At 64.4% G+C, this 24,436-nt stretch carries 22 protein-coding genes; 19 read left to right on the plus strand and 3 right to left on the minus strand.

Annotation, left to right across the window (positions count from 1 at the left end):
• Nucleotides 1–10 precede the first annotated feature (10 nt).
• From NF699_02080 to NF699_02125, 10 genes are all read left to right on the plus strand, one after another.
• A complete protein-coding gene (locus tag NF699_02080) occupies nt 11–946 on the plus strand; it encodes a 3-keto-5-aminohexanoate cleavage protein (GenBank protein USU05510.1) in 936 nt (311 codons plus the stop codon).
• Between the two features lie 15 nt (nt 947–961).
• Nucleotides 962–1,705, plus strand: a complete 744-nt coding sequence (locus NF699_02085) for an SDR family oxidoreductase (GenBank protein ID USU05511.1) — start codon at nt 962–964, stop codon at nt 1,703–1,705.
• Nucleotides 1,702–2,550: an amidohydrolase family protein gene (locus NF699_02090; protein ID USU05512.1), complete on the plus strand. Its 849-nt coding sequence runs from the start codon at nt 1,702–1,704 to the stop codon at nt 2,548–2,550. The genes NF699_02085 and NF699_02090 overlap by 4 nt, the downstream gene beginning before the upstream one ends.
• A gap of 114 nt (nt 2,551–2,664) precedes the next feature.
• Nucleotides 2,665–3,972, plus strand: coding sequence for an MFS transporter (locus tag NF699_02095; protein ID USU05513.1), 1,308 nt, complete (start codon nt 2,665–2,667; stop codon nt 3,970–3,972).
• 105 nt (nt 3,973–4,077) lie between these two features.
• Entirely contained in the window at nt 4,078–4,524 is a 447-nt protein-coding gene (locus NF699_02100) for a nuclear transport factor 2 family protein (GenBank protein USU05514.1), read from the plus strand.
• 24 nt (nt 4,525–4,548) lie between these two features.
• A complete protein-coding gene (locus tag NF699_02105; GenBank protein ID USU05515.1) occupies nt 4,549–5,472 on the plus strand; it encodes a hypothetical protein in 924 nt (307 codons plus the stop codon).
• Nucleotides 5,472–6,251: an aldolase/citrate lyase family protein gene (locus NF699_02110; protein USU05516.1), complete on the plus strand. Its 780-nt coding sequence runs from the start codon at nt 5,472–5,474 to the stop codon at nt 6,249–6,251. Before NF699_02105 ends, NF699_02110 begins: the two co-directional genes overlap by 1 nt.
• Before the next feature lie 18 nt (nt 6,252–6,269).
• Nucleotides 6,270–7,187 carry an amidohydrolase gene (locus NF699_02115; protein ID USU05517.1) on the plus strand — a complete coding sequence of 306 codons (918 nt, stop codon included), beginning with the start codon at nt 6,270–6,272 and terminating at the stop codon, nt 7,185–7,187.
• Nucleotides 7,188–7,311: 124 nt separating this feature from the next.
• Nucleotides 7,312–10,320, plus strand: coding sequence for a TonB-dependent receptor (locus tag NF699_02120; protein USU05518.1), 3,009 nt, complete (start codon nt 7,312–7,314; stop codon nt 10,318–10,320).
• 108 nt (nt 10,321–10,428) lie between these two features.
• Nucleotides 10,429–10,917 carry a gamma carbonic anhydrase family protein gene (locus NF699_02125; GenBank protein USU05519.1) on the plus strand — a complete coding sequence of 163 codons (489 nt, stop codon included), beginning with the start codon at nt 10,429–10,431 and terminating at the stop codon, nt 10,915–10,917.
• Nucleotides 10,918–11,951: 1,034 nt separating this feature from the next.
• On the opposite strand, the gene NF699_02130 is transcribed toward NF699_02125, so the two are convergent.
• Both NF699_02130 and NF699_02135 read right to left on the minus strand, forming a co-directional pair.
• Nucleotides 11,952–12,275, minus strand: a complete 324-nt coding sequence (locus NF699_02130) for a hypothetical protein (GenBank protein ID USU05520.1) — start codon at nt 12,273–12,275, stop codon at nt 11,952–11,954.
• Between the two features lie 729 nt (nt 12,276–13,004).
• Nucleotides 13,005–13,343, minus strand: a complete 339-nt coding sequence (locus tag NF699_02135) for a metalloregulator ArsR/SmtB family transcription factor (GenBank protein USU05521.1) — start codon at nt 13,341–13,343, stop codon at nt 13,005–13,007.
• Between the two features lie 189 nt (nt 13,344–13,532).
• Here NF699_02135 and NF699_02140 point away from each other — a divergent pair, with 189 nt between their 5' ends.
• From NF699_02140 to NF699_02180, 9 genes are all read left to right on the plus strand, one after another.
• Complete coding sequence (locus NF699_02140; protein ID USU05522.1) at nt 13,533–14,285, plus strand: hypothetical protein; 753 nt, start codon at nt 13,533–13,535, stop codon at nt 14,283–14,285.
• 115 nt (nt 14,286–14,400) lie between these two features.
• Nucleotides 14,401–15,276, plus strand: coding sequence for a 3'-5' exonuclease (locus tag NF699_02145; GenBank protein ID USU05523.1), 876 nt, complete (start codon nt 14,401–14,403; stop codon nt 15,274–15,276).
• Nucleotides 15,277–15,298: 22 nt separating this feature from the next.
• Nucleotides 15,299–15,895, plus strand: a complete 597-nt coding sequence (locus NF699_02150) for a hypothetical protein (protein ID USU05524.1) — start codon at nt 15,299–15,301, stop codon at nt 15,893–15,895.
• 121 nt (nt 15,896–16,016) lie between these two features.
• Nucleotides 16,017–16,826 carry a hypothetical protein gene (locus NF699_02155; GenBank protein ID USU05525.1) on the plus strand — a complete coding sequence of 270 codons (810 nt, stop codon included), beginning with the start codon at nt 16,017–16,019 and terminating at the stop codon, nt 16,824–16,826.
• Nucleotides 16,826–17,602, plus strand: a complete 777-nt coding sequence (locus NF699_02160) for a hypothetical protein (GenBank protein ID USU05526.1) — start codon at nt 16,826–16,828, stop codon at nt 17,600–17,602. The genes NF699_02155 and NF699_02160 overlap by 1 nt, the downstream gene beginning before the upstream one ends.
• Entirely contained in the window at nt 17,590–18,285 is a 696-nt protein-coding gene (locus NF699_02165; GenBank protein USU05527.1) for a hypothetical protein, read from the plus strand. Before NF699_02160 ends, NF699_02165 begins: the two co-directional genes overlap by 13 nt.
• A gap of 200 nt (nt 18,286–18,485) precedes the next feature.
• On the plus strand, nt 18,486–20,210 hold the full coding sequence (locus tag NF699_02170) for a hypothetical protein (protein ID USU05528.1): 1,725 nt from the start codon (nt 18,486–18,488) through the stop codon (nt 20,208–20,210).
• A 274-nt stretch (nt 20,211–20,484) separates the two neighbouring features.
• The gene (locus NF699_02175) at nt 20,485–22,290 is read left to right on the plus strand and encodes a hypothetical protein (GenBank protein USU05529.1); all 1,806 of its coding nucleotides are present in this window, start codon (nt 20,485–20,487) and stop codon (nt 22,288–22,290) included.
• Between the two features lie 33 nt (nt 22,291–22,323).
• Nucleotides 22,324–23,229: a hypothetical protein gene (locus tag NF699_02180; GenBank protein ID USU05530.1), complete on the plus strand. Its 906-nt coding sequence runs from the start codon at nt 22,324–22,326 to the stop codon at nt 23,227–23,229.
• On the opposite strand, the gene NF699_02185 is transcribed toward NF699_02180, so the two are convergent.
• Nucleotides 23,213–23,947: a hypothetical protein gene (locus NF699_02185; protein USU05531.1), complete on the minus strand. Its 735-nt coding sequence runs from the start codon at nt 23,945–23,947 to the stop codon at nt 23,213–23,215. The genes NF699_02180 and NF699_02185 overlap by 17 nt on opposite strands.
• Between the last annotated feature and the right edge of the window lie 489 nt (nt 23,948–24,436).

Genomic DNA, 24,436 nt, shown 5'->3' on the forward strand with positions numbered 1-24,436 from the left:
GATCATCGACATGCGCCCTGCCAAGAAGGTCATCATCACGTGCGCGCCGACCGGCTCGATCCACACGCCATCGATGTCGCCGCACCTCCCAGTCACGCCCGACCAGATCGCGCAGGCAGCGATCGAGGCAGCCGAAGCCGGCGCAGCAATACTCCATCTGCATGCACGCGATCCCGCCGATGGCCGGCCGAGCCCGTCCGCCGAGCATTTCGGGGCGTTCCTGCCCCGCATCAAGCAGGCGACCGATGCCGTGATCAACATCTCGACTGGCGGCAGCTCGACGATGTCGCTCGACGCCCGATTGGAAGCGGCGACCACCTTCAAGCCTGAGCTCTGCTCGCTCAACATGGGGCCGCTCATATTCGACTTCAGCGGAGCCGGCGCGCGCGTCGAACGCTGGCAGCACGATTGGGAGCGCGAGTATGTCGAGGGTGCCCGCGGACGCATCATGTACAACGACAACGCCTACATCGAGCGCATCATGCGCGAGGTCGGGCAGGAATTCGGCACACGTTTCGAATTCGAATGCTACGATATCGGTCACCTATACACCCTCGCGCACTTTGCGGAAGCGAAGCTCATCGAGCCGCCGTTCCTGATCCAGGGTGTGTTCGGCATCCTCGGTGGCATCGGGCCCGATCCGCGCAACGTGGCGCACATGGTGACGATCGCCGACAGCCTGTTCGGAAACGACTACGTCTTCTCCGCCTTCGCCGCCGGTCGTCACCAGTTGCCATTCTGTACGCAGAGTGCCCTGCTGGGTGGGAACGTCCGCGTCGGGTTGGAGGATAGCTTGTTCATTGGTCGCGGCGAGCTCGCACGCTCCAACGCGGATCAGGTAAAGAAGATACGTGGCATCCTGGAGGCGTTGGGTCACGATATCGCGACGCCGGCGGAAGCGCGGGAACTGTTGCAGCTCAAGGGCGGCGATGCCGTCGCGTTCTGACCAGAGGATCAATCTATGAACGAGACCGACAAGGGCGTCTTCCTGGTCACCGGCGGTAGCCGCGGCATCGGCGCAGCCATCGCCCACGCTGCCGGCGCGGCGGGCTATAGCGTATTGCTCAGCTATGCCGGGCGCGCCGATGCCGCAGATACCGTCGTCGCCGCGATCCGCGCGTCGGGCGGACGGGCGGATGCGATCCAGGCCGACACCGGCATTCCTAGCGATATCGCCCGGCTGTTCGCGACGGCGGACGCGCATGGGACGCTGACCGCGTTCGTCTACAACGGCGGCATCACAGGTGGCACCGGCGTGCTCGCCGACCAGTCGGATGAGACACTCGCGCAGGTGATCGGCGTTAACCTCACGGGTGCGCTGATCGCATGCCGCGAGGCGGTCAGGCGGATGTCGACACGACTGGGCGGGCAGGGCGGTTCGATCGTCCTGCTCTCTTCGCGCGCCGCCGCGCTTGGCTCACCCGCGCAGCATCTGTGGTACGCCGCATCCAAAGGAGGGATCGACAGCCTCAACATCGGTCTGTCGAAGGAGGTCGCTGCCGAGGGCATACGCGTGAACTGCGTTTCGCCTGGCCCGATCGACACTGAGATTCACGCCGCCGGTCGTCTCGATCAGATCCGCGACTCCTTGCCGATGCGGCGGGAGGGTACACCTAAGGAGGTGGCGGACACTGTGATGTTCCTGGTGTCGGACGCCGCATCCTATGTCGCCGGCGCCAACATCGATGTCGCAGGCGCGCGATGACCGAAGCGTATGCCGTCGACGCGCCCATCGTCGATTGCCATGCGCATGTCTTCACGCGTGACCTGCCGCTTCAAGCGGACGCATGGACGGCACCGGATTACGACTACACGCCCCATGATTACCTGTCGGCCCTTGACGCGAGCGGCGTTCACTTCGGCGTGCTGTCGGGATTGAGCATCACCGGCTTCTACAACGACTACACCATCGCAGCGGCGCGCCACAGCCGACGGTTGCGGGCGACCGCCATCGTCGCGCCCGATACGGATCCCTATACGCTGCAGCAGATGAGCGACGATGGCGTCGTCGGCATTCGCTTCCAGCTTGTCCGGCGCGCCGAACTCCCCGACTTCGCCGATGCCGCTCATCGCGTGTTGTTGCGGCGCGTGCGCGATCTCGGTTGGCATGTCCATGTCGCGATCGAGGGAGAACGGCTGCCGCCGGTGCTTGCGGCCCTCGAGGCTTCGGGCGTGCGGATCGTGCTCGACCATTTTGCGCATCCCGAGCCGGGTGCCGGCGTCCGCTGCACAGGCTTCCGCGCCGCGATCGACGCCGTCCAGCGGGGCCGCACTTGGATCAAGCTGTCGGCTGGCTTTCGGCTAGCGGGTCCTGAATCATGGCGCGAGCCGGACATGGGGGCCAGCAAGACGATCGCCGCTGCTGCTGCGGCGGATCTGTTGGCGTACGCCGGTACCGAGCGGCTGCTGTGGGGTAGCGACGCGCCGTTCGTCGGTTATGAAGGCCGCATGACCTATGACCGAGCGCTGGCGCTGCTGCGGGAATGGGCGCCGGATCCAGCGACGCGTCGTGCGCTCTCCGACACTGCCCTGCGCTTCTACTTCGCGTGAGCGAACTAAAGGCAACAATTCGGGGCGGCATGGGCAAGCCCAGGCTTCTCCGGCCCGGCATTATCACGTGGCGCAACGACCACGGTACGACAGGAAGAGAAGGATGAACGGGCTATGATGGCGTGGTATCGGGAGTCCGACGGCAAGACGCGGCGTGTGTTCTGGACCTGTGGTGCGGGCTGGGCAATGGACACCGCCGACGGGCTGGTATTCCAGTACCTGATCCCAGTCCTTATCGCTGCGTTCGGCATGACGCTCGCGGAGGCTGGCTACATCGCGAGCGCTAACTACGTCGCGGCTGCGATCGGCGGCTGGCTGGGAGGCTGGCTCAGCGACCGGTTCGGCCGGGCCCGCGTGCTGCAGCTCACGATCCTGTGGTTCTCGGTATTCTCCTTCCTGTCGGGGTTTGCCAACACCTACGACCAGTTGCTCGTCGCCCGTGTGCTGCAGGGCATCGGTTTCGGCGCCGAATGGGCAGTCGGCGCGGTGTTGCTGGGCGAGATGATCGCGCCTCAGCACCGGGGCAAGGCGCTGGGTACGGTGCACAGTGGTGCGGCGATCGGCTCCGGCATCGCCGCGCTGCTCGCGGGCCCGTTCGCCGCCGCCTTCCCACCCGACATCGGCTGGCGTGCGGTGTTTTGGATCGGCCTGTTGCCGGCCGTGCTGATCTTCTTCGTGCGACGTGGTTCAGACGATCCCGAGATCTATCGCGCCGCCATCCGGCATGCCGAACGAACCGGGCGGCGGACGACCATCGCCAGCATCTTCTCGCCGCGCATGATCCGGATCACTGCTCTTGCCTCGCTTCTGTCGTTGGGCACCCAAGGGGCGGCGTTCGGCATCAGCAACTACCTGACGTCCTTCCTCAGCCTCGAACGCGGTATGAGTCTGTCGATGGCGGGAGTTTGCGTACTGTTCAACAGCGTAGGCGGCTTCTTCGGCTTCCTCGTCAACGCGTACATTTCCGACAATGTCGGACGTCGTGGTGCATTCCGGATCTTCGGGGCAGGTTTCATCCTGACGGCGGCGATCTACCTGTTCGCGCCGCTAGGCAATTCACCGGGCGTGCTCATCCCCTTCGGATTGATCTACGGCTTCTTCCAGTTCGGCATCTACGCCTCGTTCGGCCCCTACTTCACGGAACTGTTTCCGACCGAGATGCGGGCCACTGGACAGGCCTTCGCCTACAACTTCGGTCGCGGGGGGGCTGCCGTGTTCATCCTCGGCATCGCGGCTTTGTCCAAGGCTCTGCCGCTCAGCGCATCGATGGCGATCATCGCGATCTTCGGCATGGCATGCGCGATGCTGGCGACGTTGGCATTGCCGGAAACGGCTGGCCGCGCGCTGCACAGTCTCGCCGAAGAAGACCTATCCGCTGGTGAAACGCTAGCTCCAGTACCTGCTTCGAGCGCCGGGGTTTGACCAACCGGCGCGGTGGCAATCATCCTTGCCCCTTCGATCAAGCTACCTTCACCCTGCCTGCTAGGGTGCCGCCAACGTTTTCCAAACCATTCGAGGATTCACTTCATGTACGATCCTAGCCTTGCCGAACTGACCTTCGAGCTGGAGCGGCAGCTCGCAGACTATTGGCACGAGATCGATACCAACGGTGGGCGTGAGGCGGGAAGCTACTATACCGAGGACGGCGTGTTCCACGGGCAGATGGCATCGTACGAGGGAAGGGCGAAGATCCAGCAGTTCTATGACTGGCGGGTTGCGCAGGGACCGCGTCTTGCGGTGCACAGCTTCACCAACTTCCGCGCCTGGTTCACCGGGGATGATAGCGCCGAAGCGAGCAATTACCTATTTCTCTACGCCGCGAACGGCGTGAAGATCCTGCCGACGCATGCACCGATCACCATTTCGATGGCGACCGACAAGTACCGCCGAGTCAATGGTCGCTGGCTCTGCACATACCGCCGGTTCGAGCACTGGTTCGAAGGCGACACGCCAATCACCAATCCCAAGCTCTGATCTCGCAAAGAAAGGCTCAAGACCATGGCTACGATGTACGCGGATGCCGACCCTCGTTCGAAACTGGCGACCGCCGCAGCGGCGGTTACGCCGAGCAGTACCTCGGGCTTCGGCGCGTCGAGCTACGCGCTGTTCGGCGAGACCGAGCCGCAGATCGATGACGAGACGGGGCGAACTTGGCTGGTTCGAGGTGCCAACTTCATCGTGGCCTATACCTTGGCGAGACCCGGAGCGGTGCTGCAGCGCACCGGCCAGGTCGACGAATATGTCCTGCTGATCGAGGCGCCGCAGCCGCACGCGGTCGTCACCTGGAATGGCGAAGATACCGCCATCGATGCGGAACACATTGCCTTCGTGCCACCCGGTGACAGCCGTATCCGCGTACCGGACGGCGGCGAGATCGTAAGACTGTTCACGACTGCATCGGAGGATCTGGCGGCGCTGTGCTCCAATGCCGCCACATACGCGACCCCGGCACCCAGCATCCCGCCGCTCGAGCGTTGGCCCAATCCTGTAGGCGGCTTCAAGGTGCGCAGCTATGCTTTGAACGTACCGGCTGAAGAAGGTCGGTTCGGGAGGATCTGGCGTTGCACGACCTTCATGGTCAACGTGTTCGAACCGTCCGCGCCGCGCGATCCGGAAAAGCTCTCTCCGCATCATCACGATGATTTCGAGCAATGTTCCCTCGCGCTGGGCGGCAGCTTCGTCCACCATCTTCGCTGGCCTTGGACCGCGAAACTCGCCGATTGGCGCGACGACGAGCACGCAACCTGTCCGGCGCCTTCGGTGGCGGTAATTCCGGCCAGATCGATCCACACGTCGGCCTCGATCGCACCCGGCAAGACCAATCTGCTGGTCGACATCTTCTCGCCGCCGCGCCGGGACTTTTCCGACATGGCAGGTTGGGTGCTCAACGCCGCCGACTATCCAGCGCCGCAGGAGGCCTGATGGCAGACGATATCGGGCGGAGTTTTCGTACAAGGCTGGCAGGCGGCGAGCGCCTGCTCGGCACTTTCCTCAAGACCGGCACGAGCCACGCGACGGAGATCCTGGGCGGCGTCGGTTTCGACTTCGTCGTGGTCGATGCGGAGCATGCGCCATTTTCGCGTACCGACATCGACCTCATGCTGTTAGCGGCTCGCGCGGCGGGGATCGCGAGCGTCGTTCGCGTTGCTTCGGCCGACGAAACGCACTTGCAGACCGCGCTCGATTGCGGCGCCGCAGGAGTGCTGGTGCCGCACGTCGACAGCGCTGAAAAGATGCGCGCAGTGGTTTCCGCTTGTCGCTTCGCAGGCGGAAGGCGCGGGTTCTCCAATTCGCCGCGCGCCGGCGGATACGGCTCGCTCGGGTTCGCCGAGTATATCGAGACCTCCGATGCATCGACATCGATCATAGCCATGATCGAGGACGTGGCGGCGCTCGATCATCTCGACCAGATCTTCGCGGTGGAGGGGCTGACCGCCGGCTTCATCGGTCGAGGTGATCTGTCCGCGGCGCTGGCCGCGCCCGGAGTAACCGATCCCGCCGTTGTCGCCGTCGTAACCCGTATCACCGAGGCTGCGCGACGCCACGGGGTCCCGATGATCGCGCATGTCGGCGCCGGCGATGATCCCGACGTCGCCCGACTAAGTGAGGCGGGCGTCAGCGCCTTTGTCGTATCGTCCGATCAGGGTCTGATGCGCCAGGCGGCGATCGCGACGCGGCGCGCGTTCGATGGCGGAATGTGAACCGAAGGTAGAAAAGACATGACCCCCTCACTGTTCGACACTCATGCACATCTCATCGGCGAAGATTGGGAGAGGTATCCGACGCGTCCGTTCACAGCCGATCTGCCGATGCCAGAGCGTCCGGGGTATAGCGTGACGGTGGACGCGCTCATCGCGATGATGGATGCTCATGACGTGACACAAGCGTGCCTGGTGCAGCGCGGTCACGTCTATGGCTATGACAACAGCTATATCATCGATTCGGCCAGGCGTTTCGACGGCCGGCTCCACCCGGTGGTGATCCTCGATGCACAGGACCCCGCCGCTGCTGTCACCTATCGCGATCTGGTGAGAACCGCGCATGTGCGAGGGTTCCGCATGGCCAATGCGCGGCCTTGGCTGCTTGATACCGCATGGATCAGTTCGCCAGCCGCGCTGGAGGTCTGGCGGGCCTGCGCGGATCTGGGCACTCCGATGACGATGATCGTGTTCATGAACCAGTTGCCTTACGTATTGCCGCTGGTGAAGATCCTGGCGAAGATGTTCCCAGATCTTCCGATTTTGCTCGACCACGGTGCAATGCCGTTCGGTATGACGCAATATGAGGTCGGTCTCGCGCAGCAGGCGGGCGAAGCCGTCGTCATGCCCGTCGCGCCTCACTTCGGCATCGACCGAACGATCGGCATCTTCGAAGACGTTCCTAACGTCTACTTCAAGGTCACCGAAATCAACATGGAGAGGCTCGCTGCGGCCGGCGTTCGGCCCGCGCACCTCGTCCGGCGGATGACCGACAGCTTCGGTCCTGATCGGTTGGTCTGGGGGTCGGACGTCGGGCAGAGCATGCTATGGAGCTATACGGATAAGACTGCCATGGCTCGCGCCGCTGCGGATTTCCTAACTAACGACGAGCGCCGTAACTTCCTGCACGACAACGCGGCGCGCCTCTATCGATTGTGAACGGCCTCGGTCCACCATCAATTAGGCCTTCCCGTCCAGTCAATCTTCACCAGTTCACCTAGTCTAAACCCCGACTCACAATTCGGCGGCCGTAAGCGCGCCGGACACATAGGGGATGCAATACATGGCTAAGAACCGCCTGATAACCACATTGCGCGCTACTACTGCGGCAATAGGCGTCGCCACGGTCATGCAGGCATCGGCTGCTTTGGCGCAGGCTGTGGTGCCTTCGCCGCCGCCCGTGGCTACTACTCCGGAACGGGTGACGCCGCCGGAGCAGACTTCGTCCGCAAGTCCGACAGGGGCCCCCGATCCGTCATCATCGCCAGACATCGTCGTTACCGGCTCGCGGCTCGGTCGAGCAGGGTACGACGCGCCGACGCCGGTGAACGTCATCGGCGAACAGCGGCTGCAGCAGCTTGCAATCACCAATGTCGCGGACGCGCTTAACCAGCTGCCATCGTTCCGGGCGACGAGCACGCCGGCGGCAAACTCGTTTCGTGTTTCGGGAAACATCGGCGCACGAACGCTTGATCTGCGTGGCCTTGGCGCAACGCGCACGCTGACGCTGGTCGACGGACGCCGTTTCGTCGGCAGCAGCGACAACGGTACCGTCGATCTCAACAGTATCCCTTCGATCCTGGTGCAAAGAACCGAGGTAGTCACGGGCGGCGCATCGGCGGCCTATGGCGCGAATGCGGTTTCAGGCGTGGTGAACCTCATCCTCGACACGAAACTCACCGGGATGAAGGCCGAAATCAACAGCGGCATCAGTCAACGTGGTGACGGAAGGACCTTCTATGCAGCCGCAGCAGGCGGCAGCGACTTTGCGAGCGGGCGGGGCCATGTCGTTGCCGGAATCGAGTACTCAAAGGAATATGGCATCGGGACCTGCGAGACGCGATCCTGGTGCGCCAAATACACCAACTACATTCCCAATCCCGGCTACAACACCGCGACGCGGACCAGCACGAACGGGCTGCCGGCGACGCTGGTACTAAACGACATCACCTTCGTTCAGAACGAGAACGGCATTCTATCCGGTGCGGTGAAATCGAATGGGGCAGGAGGCACGATCACCCTCGGTCAGCAGGTCCTGAACACCGGTGCGACCGCGCTACCTGCGGCGCTGCGCGGCAAGCAGTTCGACGCTGCGGGCAACCTCATCCCCTACACCTTCGGCAACCTGCTGAGCGGTCTGTTCCAGCAAGGACGCGACCCGACGCAGCCTTACCTCCTCGGGTTTAGCCCAACGCCGCTCGTCGTTCCCACCGAGCACGTCTCAGCCATGGTCCATGCAGACTATGACGTAACGTCCTCGATCGTCCTATCTGCTGAATTCATGTACGGCCATGTCGTTGGCGGTCCAACCGCCACGACGCCGGTGCAGGACTCGCCCGCGACCATCGACATCAACAATCCCTATCTTTCCGCCGCCACCCGCGCGACCGTTCTCGCGGCCGACCCGACGATCACGAAGCTCCTTGTCAATTCGTCGAGCTTCGCCATCGGTCCCGTTGCCCTAGCGACGAGCACGCTTGATACATACCGCGGCGCGATCGGCCTGAAAGGAGACTTCGGAGGAGGCTGGAGTTGGGATACCTACTACACCTACGGCAGGGTGGACTCGGACGTCGTCGACAAGCGGTCGCGTCTGAAGGAGTGGAATGATGGCGTCGACGCCGTCGTGGCGCCCGCCGGGCTGGCGGGAGTCGCGCCCGGTACGATCATCTGCCGTACAACCCTCACAAAGCCCGGTAACGGCTGCATCCCGATCAACCTGTTCGGCTACGGCCAAGTCTCGCAGGCGGCTGTCGATCGATATCTGGTGACCGAGACGCAGTCGCGCCGGTACGAACAGCATGCCGCGGCGGTGAACCTGCGTGGCTCGCCGTTCAGCACCTGGGCAGGTGAGGTCAAGGTCGCTGTCGGCGGCGAGTGGCGTCGCGACACTGCGGTGGGCGGTGCGGATGCCAACACGCTGGCCGGCAACTACATCCAAGCCGGCACTACCGCGCTGCCGTTCACGAAGACCAGCGTCTATGAAGGCTATCTGGAAGCGGGCTTGCCTCTGCTGAAGGACTCCCCACTCGGCAAGGCGCTCGATATCGACGGCGCCGTCCGCTACACCCACTACGATCCGTTCGGCAACGCGACGACATGGAAAGGAGGCGTCGTTTACACGCCAGTTTCCGATATCACCTTCCGGGTTACCCGGTCGCGTGACATCCGGGCACCCACCGCGCAGGAATCCAGTCCCAACGCGACGACTGTCACCATTCCCTTGGCCGATCCGTTCGTAGGCGGGACGTCGCTGCAGACGGTGGTGACTGGCGGCAACACCAATCTCCAGCTTGAACGAGGAGATACGTTCACCGCGGGCGTCGTGTTGCGGCCGACGTTCGTGCCGCGCTTCAACCTCTCGGTCGACTATTACGACATCAAGGTGAAAGGGGCGATCGACTCCCTTTCCGCCCCGGTGATCGCCTCGGCATGCCGGCAGCAGACGCTGCTTTGCAATCTGATCGCATTCAACGCCAACGGATCGATCAACACGGTCTTCTCGAACTTCCAGAACCTCAGTCAGCTGCATGCCGAGGGCCTGGAGCTCGTGATGGATTATCGCCTTCCGGCATTTTCCGGCAACTTCGACTTCCAGGTGAATGGCAACTACATCATCGATCTTTCGACTGTCGGAGCGACCGGGGTGGTCACCCAACTCGACAACGTCACCGGCAACAGTGGATCCATCACCAACATTCAGGGCGTACCGCGGTGGAAGCTGGACGGGGTCGTCACCTATTCCACGCCAAGTTGGGCAATCACGGCTCATGGGCGCTACGTTCCGAAAGCAATCCTAGATCCGACCAAGGTCGGTCCGGAGGATGATGGTTATAATATCAACCTGCCCAACAGCGCCAACATCAATCGGGTTGACTCTCGGTTCTATCTTGACCTGACAGCACGGGTGAAGATCCCTGATGCTGGAGGCGTCGATCGCTACGAGGTGTTCGGCACGATCAACAATGTCCTCGACAAGGGCGAGCCAGCGCAGTTGCGTCTCTTCGGCAACGCTCAGCAGTTCGACCCGATCGGACGGTTCTTCAAAGTGGGTCTCCGCGCGAAGATGTGATCGCGAGTTGTATAGGCCCTAAACTACAATAGTGGTCATTCGAGGGTGAAGGAGAGTTCGGTGCCTTGCTACGCAATCGGGAATGCTCGACCGTCTCTAGGCGGCGGAGTGTGGCTGGCACCGTCCGCGGACATCATCGGCGACGCACGTCTTGGTGACAACGTGAACGTTTGGTTCGGTGCGGTGATCCGGGCCGACAACACTCCTATCTTCGTAGGGGCTCGTACCAACGTGCAAGACGGTGCGATGCTGCATTCGGATCCAGAGGCACCACTGACGGTCGGCGAGGGCGTGACGATCGGCCATCATGCGATCCTGCACGGGTGCACCATAGGCAGCAACGTGCTGATCGGCATGGGAGCGACGATCTTGAACGGCTCCGTGGTAGGCGATCATTGCCTCGTGGGAGCGGGAGCCCTCGTCACAGAGGGCAAGACGTTCCCGGCACGTAGCCTGATCATGGGAGTGCCCGCGAAGCTCGTCCGTCAGCTTGATGACGCTTCAATCGAGAGACTGAGGGTGTCGGCATGCGTCTATGTTGACAAGTTTCACGAATATTCCGCGGGCCTGTCGCGAATGCCAAGCCTTTCAAGCTGAAACGCGAGTTCTGTTCGGAGGCGTCCGGCGCTTGAACCCCGCCCAAGCGCCCGTATGACCCGAGGGATGAGCATTCCCCTAAGCGCTTCCGCCGTCGTCCCGTATGGAGGCCGCTACTTCGCCGCATTCTGTTCGACATGGATGGCACCCTGATCACCAGCATCGACTCGGCCAATCGAGCCTGGACGAGCTGGGCGTCGATGCGCGGCGTCGGTCCGGCCCACGTCCGTCTCCATCATGCACGCCGTTCGGACGGTCGAGACGATGAAGACGCTCGGCGTTGCCGATCCCATCGTGGAGGCGGCTTGGATCACAAGCAGGGAAATAGAGGATACCGACGGCGTCGAACCGGTACTAGGCGTAATCGATTTCCTGGCCGGTGTTCCGGAGGGACGTTGGGCCATCGTGACGTCGCCTTCTCGCGCGCACTCGCCGAAGCACGTCTCCTGCGGGCGGGTATCGCCATCCCGCGGATCCTAGTCACCTCGGACGAATTGGATCGGGGTAAGCCCTATCCTGCATGTTTCCTTCCGGGCGCGGAGAAACTGGACGTCGATGCGTCGGACTGCCTCGTGTTCGAGGACACATCGGCGGGTCTGCGCGCGGCGGACGCCTCAAGCGCCGCTGGTCTGGCCATTACGTTCACCCATGCTTAGGCGAGGAGAGGAGGGGGCTCTGCAGCTGGTTCGTCGCTTCGCGATTTACCGCGTACACCTGATCGAACATGCGTAATTTCACGCATGTCTTCGGTATTTCGCGTATTCGCGCACGATTGCGTTCGCCAGCGCATGTCAGCGGCATGGCCTGCGATTTTCGGAACGCTTGCATACGGCACGTATAGAGGTTCGATCCGGCCAAGCCCGTGACGGTTCATCCAGGCAGGTCGTTCGGGGGTATCGCCACTTTGCGAAGTGGGACATAGCGACGCACCGCGAGCAGGGGGGGCGATCGGCAACGAGGATCGCGAGCCGGCGGAGATTTCACGCGGGGATGAGATCGCGGGGAGCTTACCGCCAGTTCGGCCTCGAGAAGGATCACCCGCCGAGAGCAGCCGCTTCGCCGAGCATCGCGCTGAGGATGTCGGTCACCTTGGCATAGCCATCCGCGGTGAGTTCCAGAAAGCGACCCCGCCGCTCGATCAGTCCAGCCGCGCATAGGGCGTTCGCCCACCGCTTGCTCACCTCCCGGGACATGCTGCCGAGCGGATCGAGGCCTTCGGCCTCGACGCACTGGGATGCCTCTTCGGCCACGAACAGGCTAAACAGGAGATAGACCGGCGCGGATGGAACGAAGCCATGGGGCATGGCGGCTGCGATAGCAGTTGCTTCGAAGATCGCGCGTTTGGCGGTCTGGATCAAACCGACCGGGTCACCTCTTCTTGCAGCATCTTGAACACTCAGATCTCCAGGCATTCACGCTTCCACGTTGCCGCCGATATAGGGTTTTGGGCGGAATGTTCGTCGATCTGCATCATCTGTCGTTTCGTCGCTGAAGCAACCGCGTGCGTGTTGCTGCGCCCTGGGTGGATGAGCCGCTGGGAGACGCACTGAGCGCACAGCCCGATGTGGAGGCTGAGCATCGCCACGTCACCGGTCCAACGACCTGAGGTCCGGTAGACCCGCGAGTACATTCATCGCCTCGCTGATCAGAGCGGCGACTGCATGTGCCTCCAGCGAGTCGGCCTCGACTAAGGCGTCCTCCAGGTGCTCCTGCAGTCGTTGACGCTGGCTGAGTATGCGCTGAGGCATTCGAGGATGGAAACACGTGCGCCGACGCATTGCAAGGTGCAGCAGCCGATCCGTTCGCTTTTTACGCAAGCACGACGATCACGATGCACTTATCGGCTTACGGGAATAGCCGACTTGGCCCTTGATCTCGTGATCGGCACGATCACCGTCACGATTTTTGGGAGGCGGCACTCCGTTAGCGGCCCATAAGCTTAGGTGCATAATAGAAGCTACGGCGAGTTTCATGCTCGATAAGGATAGAGGACGGTTGCCGTCTCTCGTTTTCGATACGAGATCTGTTGGAATCTCTCATTTACGCGCGCCGAACGTCGGATCGCACCCTGATGTTCTGGCTATCCGTCAGTTGCCGTCAGTGGTTCTTGGAAGGCCAGAAAGTGGCGCCTTCCCTGCCGTCCTCGGGGCTGGACTGAGGTCCGCCGCCAGCATGAGGAAGTCGCTTAGTCCTTCCACCGGCGCGGTTTCGGCCTTGTAGATCACCGTCCTTCCGATCTTCTCGGAGGACAGCAGACCGGCCGCCGTGAGTATCGCAAAGTGCGGGCTCATGCCGTTCTTCGAAACCCCCGCCACCTTGGCGATGTCCCCCGCGGTCATACCCGCGGGCAACCGTTCGACGAGTCTTCGCCAGACGAGAAGCCTCGTTGGCTGTGCTAGTGCACTCATCACCTGCATGGCCTGCATGTTTTCCACCCTATACTGATACGCGAAGCGATCGCCCCCGTCCAAGGGCTGATCCACATGTGGTAACGACAGACTAACTATACAATTGTTCCGGAACCGTTGAACTGTCCGGTGCCGTCTCCATATTGGGGGTCCGAGGTCGTCGAACCCGACGTCCCGCGCCGGATGGCGCACAGAGGGAGCAGTGTCATGGATGTTAACGTTGCGGACCGCCCGACCAAGCAGAACAACCGTCTTACCGGCGGGATCGTCGTGTTGGATCCGCTGGCCGACGATGCCCCGACCGATCGCCGTGTGGTGACCACGGATCGCGCGATCTGTCGTGTCGCGCTGGCGGCTGCGGAGGCTGGTGCCCGTTTCCAGCGGGATGGGAACCCCCGCGACGCGATGAGCTGGATGCTGGCCCCCAGGAAGGTCTTCGACGGCGGCAGTGCCATCGAGGCCTGTCTGCAGCGTGACGCCTGTGAGCGGGCTGTGCTCGTGCACGGCCTCGGGCTCGGGCTCGATGTGGAGAGGGGACCGGTCGACGCGCTTATGAGCGACGACGATGATGATGATTTCGACGACGCGGAGTTCGACTACCTGCATGGGGGCGGCCTTGGAGCTTCCGGCCGTGCCGATCGGTCGCGTTCCGCTGGTTCCACCAGGCTGCGGCTGTACACGGCGACGCTCGTCGATACGCGCGACAACGTCATGATCCAGGCGTTCCATGCCTCGATGGCCCGGAACGTCTACGAGGTGCGCGCACGGCTCACCGGCCGCTTCGGCCCGGACTTGGCGGCTGTCGCCGACATCCGTCCGGGGATCCACAGGGCTTCGCCGGTGGTGGTGGCGCTGGTTTCGGACGCCGTGGTGGAGCTCATTCGCCGTATGCAGCGCGACCACGCCTCCCCGGCGGCCCTTACCTTCGGGGTAGACATCCAGCAGTGCATCCAGGCGTGATGAGCCGCCCGCGTAGTTGGCCCTGCCTCTGATCGGCAAGGCGACCTTCGCGGACGGACCGTCGCCGCGCCTCGTGCCGCCGATGTCCGCCAGATAGACGGAGTGATTCATGAACATGCAGACCGAGGCCGGCCGCGAACACGCGGCCGGCGCGGGGGACGTGCGCGTCCTCCATCCGCTGCGCCTGCCGGAGGGACCGACGGGCAAGGGCGCAGGACGCGGACCGTTCGTCGGCGTGGCCATCGATGTCGAGACCACCGGGCTGGACCATAGCACCGGCAAGGTGATCGAACTCGCCATTCGACGCTTCCGGTACGATCGAGATGGCGTCATCACCGACATCGACGAGGCGTACGAATGGCGCGAGGATCCGGGTGAGCCGCTGACCCCCGAGATCATGTCACTCACCGGCCTCACCGACAGCGATCTCGCCGACGAGGAGATCGACGAGGGGGACGCCACGCGCCTCCTGCGCTCGGCTAGCTTCGTCGTGGCGCATAATTCGAGCTTCGATCGGGCTTGGGTCGAAGCCCGGCTTCCGGAGGCTCGCGACCTGAATTGGTGCTGCTCCATGCGTCAGGTGGACTGGAAGGCGCGCGGCTTTGACGGTCGCGTGCTTGGCTACCTTCTGGTGCAGAATGGCTTCTATCACTGCGGCCATCGCGCCTCCGCAGACGTCGATGCGCTTATCGCGATGCTGCGCCACGAGGACGGTGCCGGTCGGACGGCGCTTTCGGAGATGATCGAGCAGGGTGCCAAGTGCAGCTGGATCGTACGTGCGAATGGAGCGGACTTCGGCGTGAAGGATATGCTCCGCGCCCGCGGCTACCGGTGGGATTCCACTCGCAGGGTCTGGTGGCGGGAGGTGGCCGACGACGCGCTCGTGCCCGAGCAGTTCTGGCTCGCGGCGAACGTCTACGCCGTCGAGGCCAACCCCAAGGCGATCTGTCCCGACCTCGAGCAGGTCACCGCGCGCACACGGTTCCTGTGATCCTCGCCTGGGAGGGAAGACCATGATGATCGGCAACGACGCTTCAGCCCGAGCGACATCCCGGCGGCTCCCTGACCGTGCCATCGGGGGAAGCGCCATCGTCGCCAGCCGCGTCTTCGAGGTGCCGGATCGGCGCCCCGCCGGGCCAGGGCCATGGGAAGGGGAGGCCGACAAGCTCGCCTGGATAGACGTCGGCACGGGTCTGCACTGCGTGATCCTGCGCGCGGAGGTCGGAGGCCATCTCTGCGGCTACGTCGGCGTCGATCTGGGCCACCCGATGTTCGGCTGGGATCATCGGGAGATCCCCTCGGGCCTGCGCGTCTCGGTCCATGGGGGGCTCAGCTACAGCGAACTGAGCGACGAGGACGGCCCGGAGTCCACCGCGATGAGGCAGCTGAAGATCGGCGAGGTCGACGATCCAAGGTGGTGGTTCGGATTTAGCTGCGATCAGCCGGGCGACCTCCAGCCTCGGCGGAGTGCCGCCGGCGAGTGTACCGTTGGCGACCCTCTCTATCGGGACGAGCGGTATGTCCTCGCGCGATGCACCGAGCTGGCGTTCCGCCTGACGGCGGTGGCGAACGCATTGGACGCGCTGCTCGCCGAGGCCCCGCCCCCTTGAGGCAGGTCGGCGGCGTCGGCGCCCGAATGCCGCGGCGCTGATCGATCATGAGGCTGTTCCAACCGCCATCGTAGCCGGCGGCGTGCCTGCGCGAACGTCATAAAATTGAGAGGAGAAGATCATGGTGAGTAAGAAGATGGGTGCGGACGAGCCGTCCGATGTGACTGGTCGGCCGCTGGTTGCCATTCTCGGTTCCGCCGAGGCCGCCGCGAGGGTCGATGCCGCCGGCGGTGCCGTCATCCGCGAGGGCGGCACCACCTTGGTGTCGGGCCGGCGCTACGTGACCAGCGGGGGCACGATCGATGCCGACGAGATCTTCTATGTCGAGGAGGTGACTCCCGAGACGGGGGGGTGCTGGTTGGGAGAGGCCGACAAGGTGGCGTGGCGGGACCCCGCGAGCGGTTACGAGTGCATCATGATGCGTGCGACCGAAGGCGGGTATCTGAGTGGCTACGTCGGTGTTCCCCGTCACCATCCACTTTGGGGGTGGAAGTACGAGGCGATCCCGGCGGACTTCGGCATCGAGGTGCATGGCGGGCTCACCTATGCGCGTATCTGCGAGGACGGTCCGACGCCCGAGCGCCGCATCGTGGTGGAGGCGAGGCGGATCTGCCACGTGCCCAGGCGCATCCGAAACGGATCGGCTACGAACCACGCCACCAGCTATCGGATCGAGGACGCACACCTCTGGTGGTTCGGGTTCGACTGCGATCACGCCTACGATCTCGTGCCGGACGAGGACCGTCACGCTTGCGCCCGCTTCCTCGCAGCGGAGATCGGCCAGGAGTATCGTGACGACGGCTACGTGTATCGCGAGGTGCGCAACCTCGCAGCGCAGCTCCGAGCGATCGCCGACGGCGTGGAGCCTCCGCCGCGTGAAGGCCGGCCCTTGCCGCCGGTGGGACTCGATCCCGGTGCGGGGGACCTGTGATGGCCGGGGGCATTGATGGCGCCGATCTGCCTTGGGGGTGGTGGCTACGAACGTCTCGCGGTGCTCTCGAGGACGAGCAGGGTCGGCGCTGGCACAGCGTACGCGACGCCTACTGGCGTGGGCACCTCCGCTTCCCGCCGAACAACGCGACGTCGGAGCAGCAGGAGCTGCTGCTGCGCGTCCTGTGCGCGGTCGGACGCCGCGGCTCATCGGGTACGGAGACGATGCACGACCTTCTTGGTGGGGATCTCATGTTCTGGCGTTTCTACCAGTGCTGGCTTGGATCGGTCGGGTTGCTGGAGGTGGCCGGTGGGCACACCGTCTTCGGCGCGCCCCTCTCCACGGAGGGCCGGTCCGTCATGCTGATGCTGCAGGCGACGCGTGATCCTGCCTGGATCGATTTGCCGTTCGCCGACATCGTCGAGGCGGCAAATCGCGAACGCCGCGACGCGGCCGATAGGGAACGCGAGTCGACTCTGCAGGCGTTCGAACGCCGCGTGGCCGGGCTGCCTCATGTCTTTGCCCGCGAGCGGGTCGGCAGGACCCATCTGGTGACGCTCACCGGCATCGGTCAAGGCGGCCGGATGCCCGTCAGGCGGGTGGTGTGGTCCCATCCGTTCGGTGGTCCCGCGACGCGTGACGACTTCTACGCGTGGCTCGCCGAGCGGGTTGACCGGTGGGACGCGTGGGGTGAGCTCGCATATGGCAGCGGCGCCCCCGCCCTGACCCAGCGGCTCCTCACGCTCTTTCTCGAGACCGGTGGATGGCCGTCATGACCTCCGAGCCGTTCAGGGATGAGGATATGATCGCCTTCGGGCGGGCCGGGCGTCGTGCCCGCGAGGACATCCTCACGATCGATCGTCTGGCGTCGGCCATGCGTCTCGCAGCCTTCCGGAGCTATCTCACCGACGCGTTGCGTTCCATGTCGGTCCTGGTCCCGGACATGCTGGCCAGCGGCGGGACGGATGTTCAGGCGGCTCTTCAGCGCATGAGGCCCAGCCGAGGTTGGCCGGGATGTGCCGGGCTACCCGATTACGCCGCCGCCTCGTTCAGGGTGAGGCCCAGGATCAGGGCCTTCGGAGGCAAGACTTGGTCGTCCACCGCCACGCGGTTCGACGTCGACGTCCTTCCGCTACGTGTCGGCGATGCGGTCATGATCGACGGTGCCCTGGCGGACTGGGTGGAGGTCGCGGTGGCCGGTCGATGTCTCGACGTCACGTTGCGCGGCGACGCCTGCGCGCTCTCGACGGCGGCGGGGATGGCGAGGATCCGGATACCGGGGGAGCTGCCCGACACGGTGGCGGCGGCGGCCGTTCGCCGCCCGTTGGATGATCTGCTCGATCACCCCCTGCTGCGCGGCCGAGGCTTCGTCGCACGCAACGTGTCGTGCCTTTCGGGGGAGACGACCGTCGAGTTCGAGGTCGGTCTGCTGCCGTTGGAGACGCCCTGGCGCGACTGACCCGAGTTGATGATCCGGAGACAAGAGATGACGGAGTTCGGTGAGTGCGAAAGAGCGAACGGACCGATCGCTCCGCTCATTCTCGTCGCGTCGTCACGGGCATGTTGCCGGTCGCGTGTGCGCTCGCATTCGGCTGGTGCGGCCCGCGGGCGGGGTTCGCGCGACAGTGTGGTCTCGCTTCGTCGACACGGAGTTCACCCGTGACAAGCCGGACGTTCGTCACGCCGCAGCAGGCAGCGATACACGATCTGTTCCTCAGACATCGTTCGATGTCCCTGGTCGCGCGGGAGTTGGGCGTCTCGCAGATCCGGGTCCGCGAAGCCCTCGTCCAGTACCAGCGCAACATCCTGCGAGACCAGGGCGTCCGGCCGCCGCCGCTGCGTGAGATGATGCTCGGTGACGTCGTCACCCGTTTCTGCGCGCCGCTGGAGAACGTCGGCGGACGGCCCGCGAAGCATTCCCGATTCTCGCTGGGTACATGCGCGGCGCCGGCTGGCGGATCCGGGACGGGCGCACCTCTCTTGCCGGAGGAGGTGCCGGGGCCGACGGTCGATCGGCGCATAGATCCCCCGGCGGTGGGCATCGCGCGGTACGTCCTGACCTCCGTAGAAGCGGGCGCCGAGGTGCATGGCGGCTTCTGGGTCAATCTGCAGGCATATGCCGCGCGGATCAACGCCGAATTGCTCGTGATACGTACCGGCGCGGTGGGACTCGTCGGCGGGGGGGACGCGAGGTTGAGGACGCTTGCGACCACAGGCCGGATCAACATCGCCGGCCTCGTCGACGTGGTGGCGGCTAGGGCCCTGCAGTCCTCCCGTCCGCTCGATGCCGCTTCCATTCCACGCGATGCCACCTGGACGCTCATCCCGCATAGCGGGATCCAGTTGGAGACGCTTGCGCGCATCCGAAGCGAGGGGCTGCGCGTGCAGATGACCACCGGCGCGGCGACGCTGCCCCGCAGCGGATCCCGGGCCGACTGGCGGGTGGAGCTGGGCGCAGTGATCATCGAGGTGCGTGCCGATGGCCACGCACACTGTCGTCACCTGCTGGCGCATGTCGATGGAGATGGCTCCTTCCATGATCTCGACAGGCACGTCTCGGGAGGAGCCGTGAAGGTCGGCTGCTCCATTCGGGCGATCGTGTTCGGCGACGTGCATCATGCACACCTCGACCCCGCCGTCGCCGCAGCAACCTGGGGGGTGACCGACGGTCGGGCCAATCGGCAGATGCCTATCGTCGATCGGCTCCGGCCGAGAACCATGGTCTTCCACGACATCTGCGACTTCTCGGCACGTAGCCATCACGACGCCCGCGATCCCCACCGTCGGTTCGCCCTCATGTCGAGTGGGCGCGAATGCGTCAGGTCCGAGTTCCTGGCGACAGCGCGTTTCTTGGCGGCGACGCGGCGGAAGTGGTCGGAGGTCGTGGTCGTCCAGTCCAACCACGACGACGCTCTGGTCCGTTGGTTGCGGGAGGCGGACTTCCGTCAGGATCCGGTCAATGCCGAGTTCTTCCTGGAATGCTCCCTCGCCCTGCATCGGCGTCTGGCGAACGACATCGACGCCGATGGACTGTTCGAGCACGTGCTTCGAGGTCTGTCTGACGATGGATTGCCGCAGGTCCGCTTCCTGGCGACGGGCGAGGGGTTGAAGATCGCCGGCGTCGAATGCGGCATTCACGGTCACAGCGGCGCGGACGGCAAGCGCGGCGCCATGTCCTTCTTCGAGGGCATGGGCATCAAGGCGATCCTGGGCCATAACCATCGTCCCACCACGCGGGGAGGCATCTGCACGGCCGGCGTCTGCCAACTTGATCTCGCCTATGCACGTGGTCCTCTGACCGCCTGGGCGGTCGGCCACGTCATCGCTCACGAGAACGGTGCGCGTCAGCACCTGATCTACGAGGGTGGGAGGTTCTTCGCTTGAGCGGATCGGCGCCTTCGTACGAACGGATGTCCGCCGTCATACCCTCGGGTGGCCATCGCGCGGTGCCGGATCGCGATCGACAGCCCGCGCCGTTGCTCCGGGGCGACCGGATCGTAGCCGCCGCGCCAGGGGCCCGGTGTCGCCCACGGCGGATCCGCTCACCGGGGTCGCGGGTGCGAAGACCGACGACGGGATCGCTCCAGTCGCAGTGTGAGAATTCGAGTGCGAAATCGGTCGATAAAACCGGATAAACGAAGTGTAGAGGAGGTGAGAAATGATCACCAGGAAGGCTGCGGCACGACGCCCCGACGCCAATCTGCGTAGGCTCATGAGCAACCTGCGACGCGACCAGGAGGCGATGGAGGAGCTTCGGCGCCTTGGCATCGACGCCTCGACGGTCGAGGCGTTCCAGCTCGGTATGCGGGAGCCATACCAGCGCTCGGATGGGAGATGCGTCGATCGCGTGCTGAGTTTTCCGGTTGCCGCGGACCGGGGACGGCGGCGTTTCGCAAGCGTCAATCTGCCGGGAGTGACCGTGAACCCGGAGCATCCGTCGAACTGGAGCGCCGGCGCCGCCGTGGCGGTGACCTGGTCCGTCGGGTCGGACATCGTGGTGATCTGCGGCTCTCCCGTCGAGATGTGGCAGCTTGGCCAGGCGGCGGGTCGCCGAGACATCGCGGCGACCTTCGTGACGAGCAGTCAGGCGGAAGTGGCTCCGGCAGTCTGGTCGATGGCACGCTACTGGGCGAAGTGGGAGCGGGTGCTCGTGACAGGCTCGGTGCCGCCTGCCATGCGTTCGATGATCGCGGGGTGGTCCGGCAGGCCCGTGGAGCACGCGCCGCTGGCCGCCTGCTCGCCTTCCAACGACGTGCCCATCGCTCTTCGGCATGTCGACTGGCTCCTTGAGATCTTATCCGGCGCTACTCACTTGGGTTCCGACCGGGCGCGCATCGCCGACGGCGACTCCGCCGCAGGCGACTTCTCCGCCGCGACCACCTGCCTGCATGGGGGGTGGCGGGACGGCCGCATGTACTATCCGGCGCTGGTCGAACGGCGCACGGTCGCCGATCGCGACGTGGGGCCGGTCGCCGGACTGCTTCATGCCTACCAGACGGTCGTCGTCCGCAGCGATGGTGCGGTGCTGGAGGGCGAGATCCTGCCCGCGCCGCCCGGAACCGCCGCTGCGCGACGCGTGCACGCTTTGACCGACGGAACGCGGATCGACGCGGCGCCTTCCGCCAGCCGCCATGCGACGTGGTCCCTAGGCTCGATACAGGCGTTCGTCGCCGCGCGGACGCTCGGACGCGATCCATGCGTGCGTCCCACACCGGCAGTGATGCGTGATGCACATGCGGCGCTGATGTCGCGCGTGTGGCTGCCGGACGCGGACGACCACTGGCTCGCGACCGGCTTCGCGGTCCTGACGCACCTTGCGCGTCTGTTCGATGCCGTCCCGCTGCTGGTCGCGGAAGGACCGCGTGGTTCGGGGAAGTCCGAATTGGCGCTCGCGGTCGCAGGCCTTTCGTTCAACCAGGCCGTCATGGGGCAGGGCTCCGCGGCGGCGCTGGTCCGCCTTGCCCGGGAGGGGGGTGGCCTCGTTGTTCTGGACGACGCCGAGGGTCTGGGGCCCGACACGTCCGGTTTTAGTGAACTCGCTCAGACCCTGAAGCTCGGCTACAAACAGAGCACCGCGCGGAAGCCGATCGTCACCTGTGGCGGCAAGGTGCAGACGCTCGACTTCTTTGGGCCCAGGCTTGTCACCACCACCCGCGGTATCGAGCCCGTGCTGGCTTCCCGATGCGTCACCGTCCGTTGCGTGCCCTCCGGTGCAGCACGCCCGGCTTGCGACGTCGATACCGACGCGGTGCGCGACGAGTTGCATGTCATAGCGATGACGCATGCCGCGGAGGTCGAGACGCGCTACCGTCAGCTGATGATCGGGCGCATCGATCGCGAGGGTGAGATTTGGGCACCTCTTCATGCGATCGCTGAGGTGCTCGGGCCGCCGGCAATGGCGTCGGCGTTGATGCGGCGCCGTGCCGCGGTTGCGCGGCCGACCCTTGCAACCGCTTCCGCATAGCGTGTGGTAGGGTCCGCCTAAGGGAGGTGCGTTGTGGACCATGCCAACGATGATCACGGGAAGCCGCGCCGGTCGAACGAGTTTACCCTGGAGGAGGCGAAGGCTCGGTCGTTTTCATGCCCCTACTGCACCGTCGCGGTGTTTGCCACGTGCATGCCGAACTGGAAGCCACTTCCGGGGGCGAGGCGGGAACGCAGGCCGGGTGACCCTCCGGAGCTCTACTTCAAGGCGAGGCCGAAGGAGCCCCATCCTGACTGGTGCGATTTCGGGCCAGTGCAGGTGCGTGCGCTCGTCGAGGAAAGGACGGTATCCAGCCGGTCCGGGTCGTCGGGCAAGCCCCCCGCACGCATCGATCTGTCGACGGAGAGCGTACACAAGGTCCGCACGTCCGACGACGGGGATGCGGAGCCCACGAGGCGGACCAGGAGCGTCGACGACGGCAAGAAGAAGCGCCGCCGTGGCCCACGCGCTACGGTGGTGTCGCACATCAGGCGCGCTTGCGAGGCATGGGCCGGGCGCGCCGTAGGGCATGACCATCCTCTTGTAGTCCCGGACTATCTTCCCGCCTCGATGAACACCTACGGGCGGGTCTTCAGGTCGCTGTCATCCGATGCGGATGCACCCCCGCAGGCGATCTGGTTCGCCACCCTCCGGTTCACATCGCCGGTACTTTATGGCGAGCGGGTCCTCACGCTACTCCCGTTCGGCGGCGCCAGGATCACCATCGATCGCTCGGGTTGGCCGACGGACTTGCTCGGCAGGTTCGATGCCGAGCTCCGGATCCTGCTAGACGAGGCTGGCAGGCGCTGGAGGGCACGCTCGATCGAGCCGGCGACGCCGACGTTCTTCGCTTTGGCCGAACGATCCCGCCACCCTCTCGAACTGGTCGTCCGGGATTCCCGCCTCATGACCGTGCTCCTCCTCAAGCGATCGCTCTAGATACCAGGGTCGCTGGCAGACGCACTTCCCTGAGTATGTAGCTGAGCATCGCCAGCGCCTCTGAGGTCGATCTCGCCTGGGTGTCAGCGGTCTTCAGACTGCGATTGCCTGTCACGCGCAGCTCGACCGCGTGGTCACGCCCATTTTCTACGCTGAACTTGCAGCTATAGATCTCCTGCTCATTTTCGTGCCCGGCATCCAGCCGGCATAGAATTGTTTCGATCGACCCAAGCCTGCGGATTGCGGCGGCATGCCGCTCGACCCACGTGGCCAGGCGTATGCCGAGGGGAGGGGGGAGCTTGTGCAGCTCCCACGGAAGCACCCTGTCGTCGAAGGCATGGTAGGGCTGCTCGAACACTGGATGCCCGTAGCTTCGACCCACCGCCGGGCCGTGCTCCAAGACGACGGAGTGGTCGATCTGGTTCAGGAGGAGGGCCAGAAGGCTAAGGCCCTCAACGCCGTCCCGGACGGAGGGGTAGCCCATGGTCGACCCCGGATCGCCCCCAAGGACCACATGCTCACCGTATCCCTCACCGTTGCTGGCCTGCATCAGCAGGGTGAGGGACGGATCATTGCCTGCGCGATGTCCGAGGAAGCATCGAACCGACCCGGCATCCTCGAATTGGTGATAGATGAGGGTCATGCGTTCAACCCAGTCAGCCACCCATCCGCTAAGCTCCTGCCCGTCATAGAGGGCGTCCACGCGGTCCGCGCTCACGACCCGATCTCCCGAGGGAGCACGCTGTGGATCGAGGGTGATTGGCGGCTTGGAGGCGTGTCATACGCGTAGGGGGCTACGATCCGACTAGCCGCGGGGACCCGTTCCAGCCTAACTAATTGATCTGTAACGCGAAATACCGAATACTTGTTAAGGTACGTGATGGGGTTCCACGTCCTCAGCCCGATATTTCATATTTATCGCATCCTAGATAATGCATTGTTTTTTCAGTTAGTTACGTGCGTGAGTGTCCTACGTTCCATGACCCCGCTGCGCTTATGTTGCGCGAACCTGCCTAGCGTTGCCCTTTTTCCTCTCCAAAAAGCAGTATTACAGGGGCCGCGACGGCGTTGACCCTGACCACTTGAGCAAGGCCGACTGGGCGGACCATGTTAGCTGAATATCGCAGCCGCTGCCGAGCACAAACCCAACCACCTGTTTGCGGCCGACAAGTTCCAATTTAACCACGCTCCGGACCCAGGCTGGCGC

Source organism: Sphingomonadaceae bacterium OTU29LAMAA1 (genome assembly GCA_024072375.1).
In the GTDB taxonomy this organism is placed as follows: domain Bacteria; phylum Pseudomonadota; class Alphaproteobacteria; order Sphingomonadales; family Sphingomonadaceae; genus Sphingomonas.